Origin of the sequence: Mesorhizobium sp. M7A.F.Ca.US.005.03.2.1 (genome assembly GCF_003997795.1) — a bacterium.
Taxonomy (GTDB): Bacteria; Pseudomonadota; Alphaproteobacteria; order Rhizobiales; family Rhizobiaceae; genus Mesorhizobium; species Mesorhizobium ciceri.
The window spans coordinates 1-3,765 of the sequence record NZ_RZRP01000631.1; the positions used below are offsets into that span (position 1 = coordinate 1).

The 3,765-nt window shown below is 61.2% G+C and carries 4 protein-coding genes; 3 read left to right on the top strand and 1 reads right to left on the bottom strand.

All coding sequences use genetic code 11. From position 1 onward, the window contains the following. The 3 genes from EN991_RS27150 to EN991_RS27160 form a co-directional block, all read left to right on the top strand. Positions 1–249, top strand: a 249-nt coding sequence (locus EN991_RS27150) for a four helix bundle protein (protein ID WP_164769394.1), incomplete at its 5' end; no start/stop codon positions are given. Between the two features lie 65 nt (positions 250–314). Continuing rightward, positions 315–1,601 (top strand): FAD-binding oxidoreductase, encoded by a 1,287-nt coding sequence (locus EN991_RS27155; RefSeq protein WP_127369909.1) that lies wholly within the window; start codon positions 315–317, stop codon positions 1,599–1,601. 262 nt (positions 1,602–1,863) lie between these two features. Continuing rightward, complete coding sequence (locus tag EN991_RS27160; protein WP_027162286.1) at positions 1,864–2,715, top strand: SH3 domain-containing protein; 852 nt, start codon at positions 1,864–1,866, stop codon at positions 2,713–2,715. Between the two features lie 3 nt (positions 2,716–2,718). Here the strand turns inward: EN991_RS27160 and EN991_RS27165 are convergent, their stop codons facing one another. After that, positions 2,719–3,453 (bottom strand): general secretion pathway protein GspK, encoded by a 735-nt coding sequence (locus EN991_RS27165; RefSeq protein ID WP_127369910.1) that lies wholly within the window; start codon positions 3,451–3,453, stop codon positions 2,719–2,721. Positions 3,454–3,765 lie beyond the last annotated feature (312 nt).

The window sequence follows — 3,765 nt, forward strand, 5'->3', positions numbered from 1 at the left end:
ACTCAGGTACGCCGTGCAGCCACCTCCGTTCCCGCCAACATTGCCGAAGGTTACGGGCGAGAAAGCCGAGCTTCCTATCAGCAATTTCTCAGGATCGCCCAGGGATCACTCAAGGAACTGGAGACCCATCTGCTGATCGCGCAACGCGTCGGAATCGCCTCGCACGAGACGATCGAATCATTGATGGCCCGCAGTGAGAGCGTCGGAACGCTCTTGCGGCTTCTGATCCGTAAATTGTCCCCAGAATAGTCCCCACCTACTGCCCTACTGCCCTACTGCCCTACTGCCCTACTGCCCTACTGCCTGCGAGCATCATGCCCTACCAATCCCCGATCTCCCCCGGCCGTTCCTGGTATGAGGACACGGCCGGCCCGCGGCCTGAATACCCGGCGCTGGATGGCGACCGGACATGCGACGTCGTTGTCATCGGCGGCGGTTTTACCGGCCTGTCGGCGGCAGCGCATCTGGCCAAGGCGGGCGCCAATGTCGTTTTGATCGAGGCGTATCGCTTCGGTGATGGCGCCTCCGGGCGCAATGGTGGCCAACTTGGCACCGGCCAGCGCGTCTGGGCCGAGGACCTGGAAGCCGAGTACGGCTTGTCCCGCGCCAAGGCGCTGTTTGATCTTGCCGAAGAGGCGAAGGCGCATCTCCTCGAATTCACTGCCGCCAACCAGATCGATATCGACTATATGCCGGGCCAGCTCTCGGTGGCGCACAAGCCGCGCTATGTCGATGACTACAAGGCGCATGCCGAGATCATGGCGAGCCGTTTTTCCTACCCGCATATCTCGTTCATGGATGCCAGGGAGACGGCGGAGCGGCTGGGCTCGACCGCCTATTTCGGCGGCACGCGCGACACCGGCACAGGGCACATCCATCCGATGAAGCTGGTGATCGGCACGGCGCGGGTGGCAGCGCTTGCAGGCGCGCAGCTGTTCGAGGGGACTCAATCAACCGGCATCATTTCCAGTGGCGGCAAGGTCAAGGTTTCGACACCGAGAGGCACGGTGACGGCGCAGAAATGCCTGATCGCGGTCAACGCCTATGGGGGCACGCTCGAGCCGGTGAGTGCCGCGCACGTCATGCCGATCGGTTCGTTCATCGGCGCGACGGTGCCTCTGGATACGCACTCGGACGTGCTGCCGGGCGGCGAGGCGGTCGACGATTCCCGCTTCGTCGTGCGTTATTTCCGCAAATCGAAGGACGGACGGCTGCTGTTTGGCGGACGCGAGGTCTATGGCGTCAACGATCCCCGGGATATCCACATCCACATCCGCCGCCAGATCGCGGAACTCTATCCGGCGCTCGGGGATGTCGAGATCACGCATGGCTGGGGCGGCTATGTCGGCATCACGGTGCCAAGAAAGCCGTTCGTGCGCGAAGTGATGCCCAATGTGATCTCGGCCGGCGGCTATTCCGGCCACGGCGTCATGCTGTCGAACTACTTCGGTAAACTCTATGCCGAAACCGTTGCCGGCAACCGCGACCGGCTGAAGCTGATCGAGGATCTGAAAATCCCGCCTTTCCCTGGCGGCCGGCGTTTCCGCACGCCGCTGCTGTTCCTGGCGCTCAACTGGTTTGCGCTGCGCGACAGGATCTAGCCGGCCGGCCTGATGTAATATTGTAATATTTGTTGTAACATTTGTTGCCCGTGCGACGCATTGCGCAATTTCCCGCAAAGGCGCAGAATCCTCTATGTTGGCGTACTGATGCCACAATCGCAGGCGAAAGCTGCCGGTTCTGGGCGATTGTTCGGGGATTGTTGCGGGCCTGCCCGCGTTGTTTTTGGGACCGATGCGGATCAGACGCCGGACTTCCGGCACCGATTGAAAGAACGTCGGCCCGCTTATGGAGGTGGCAAGAGTGAGAGAGCCCTTCAGTTTCGGTACGCCGGAACGTCGGCGCTTTGCCATGCAGTTCGGATACGACATGCGGCCGTCCTTCTGGCAGGAAGTCCGTTCGAACTCGCATCTGGTGATTGCCGCGATCGGCACCGCCGCACTGCTTGGCGTCGCCGCCGTGGCGCTGTGGCTGGCGCTGCCGGCCAGCGACAGGCAAGCGGCAGCGAGCCCCGAACAGACCATTCCAACGGTTCCGGTGAAGACGACGAAAATAACCCCGGTTGGGGCCGCGGTCGCTGCGGCAGCCGTACCGCAGGCGCGCAAGTCCGACGCAATTCCAACAACTGTGGCGGCCGCGCAAGACAACATTCCCGCACTCGCCGCCAATGACCCACGCTGGACCGGTTCCCAGCTGAAGGCCGCATCCGCGTCCGATTCGACTGCTCCCAGCCAGGTGGCGGACAAGGCACCCGACAAGCAAACGGCGGCATTCGCGCAGCCGGCAGCCGATACCGATGCCGCCACCGAACTTGCCAAGGTAGCCGCGCCCGGCGCAACCGCGGGCAACCATCCCGACGGCGCACAAACCGCCGCCATTCCCGAGGTGCAACCGCAAGTGCCGGCTCAAGAGCCAGCGGCAGAAGGTGATGACAGCCAGGCCAAGGCGAAGCCAAGGAAAGCCGCAGCCGCCGGAACAGGACGCATCCTGAGGGCCGTGACCATGCGAAGCGGCCCGAAGAAAAATGCCGCCGCCATCGGTACGGTGCCAGCCAAAACCTCGGTGCAGGTGATGAGCTGCAAGAAATGGTGCCAGATCACCTACAACGGCAAGACCGGCTGGATCTACAAGAGCTACATCAAGACCGGCGCCTGACGTCTACCGCCTTGGGTGAGGCACGCCCCTTGTCTTGGCGCCTATCGTTCCCAAAACCGCTGCAGTGCGGAGCAGGCTTGCTTGATCGCCCGAACGGCTTTCGAAGACATAGCCGGCGGAACCGACGATTGCCGACCCTCGCCGGCTGACGGAAACCTCGATCGTGAAGGCCTGCTCGGGTATCTTTGCACCTGCCGATGTTCCGGCCTTGACGAAGTTGGCCAGCGTGGGGCCGGCTCGACTTACGACCAGATCGCCGCGCCGCGAATTGACCGTGAATGTGCTGTAGAGATCAGGCAAGGAGATCGAGCGCAGCCTGGAAAAGTCCTGCAGCTCAGCGACGGATTCGAACGGTGCATGCTTGAAACCACCCACGACTTCGACCTTTTGCGTGGCCACCGCGGCAAAGATGCTGGCGCCGCTGCGCGAATATTCGACCGCGATCGCAAGCCAGTTGGACATCTCCGGATCGACACCGAGCGAGGCGAAACCCTGGACAAGCAGAGTGTGATCGGCGGCGTTAAGATCGATCAGGCCCGAATGCCCCTGCAGCCGCGTCACGACGGTCAGATTGCCGACCACGCAGGAGACTGGCTCGAAATTGAGCGGCAACCCGATGTCCGGCCCGGCGCTCGACAGGCGCGCGGCCAGCACGTTGGTCAGGCCTTCGGCGAGCAGGCCGAACCGCTGGCTTTCGGTCTCATTCGAAGCGATCTTGAGCCGCGTCCAGGCGGTCAAGGCAAAGGTCGAGGTGATGGCGGAGACGATGAGGAGGAAGACAAGGACAGCGACGAGGGCGAAGCCGGCGGATTGGCACTCGCAAGAGGCCGATGAATCATCGGGGATTTTCTTCGACCACAGTCCACCATCGAGAATAAAAGTGCACTGTCACCGCAATTCCCTACAATCGTTGTTTATCTCTTCTTTAAATCATTCATCCCAAATCAACCTTAAATTTTTGTTTATTGGTATATATTGGTCAAATGTTAATCCATTAAAATCAAAAGTAATCGATTCGTCTTTTGCTATTCCCCTTAATTTTGACCCAAA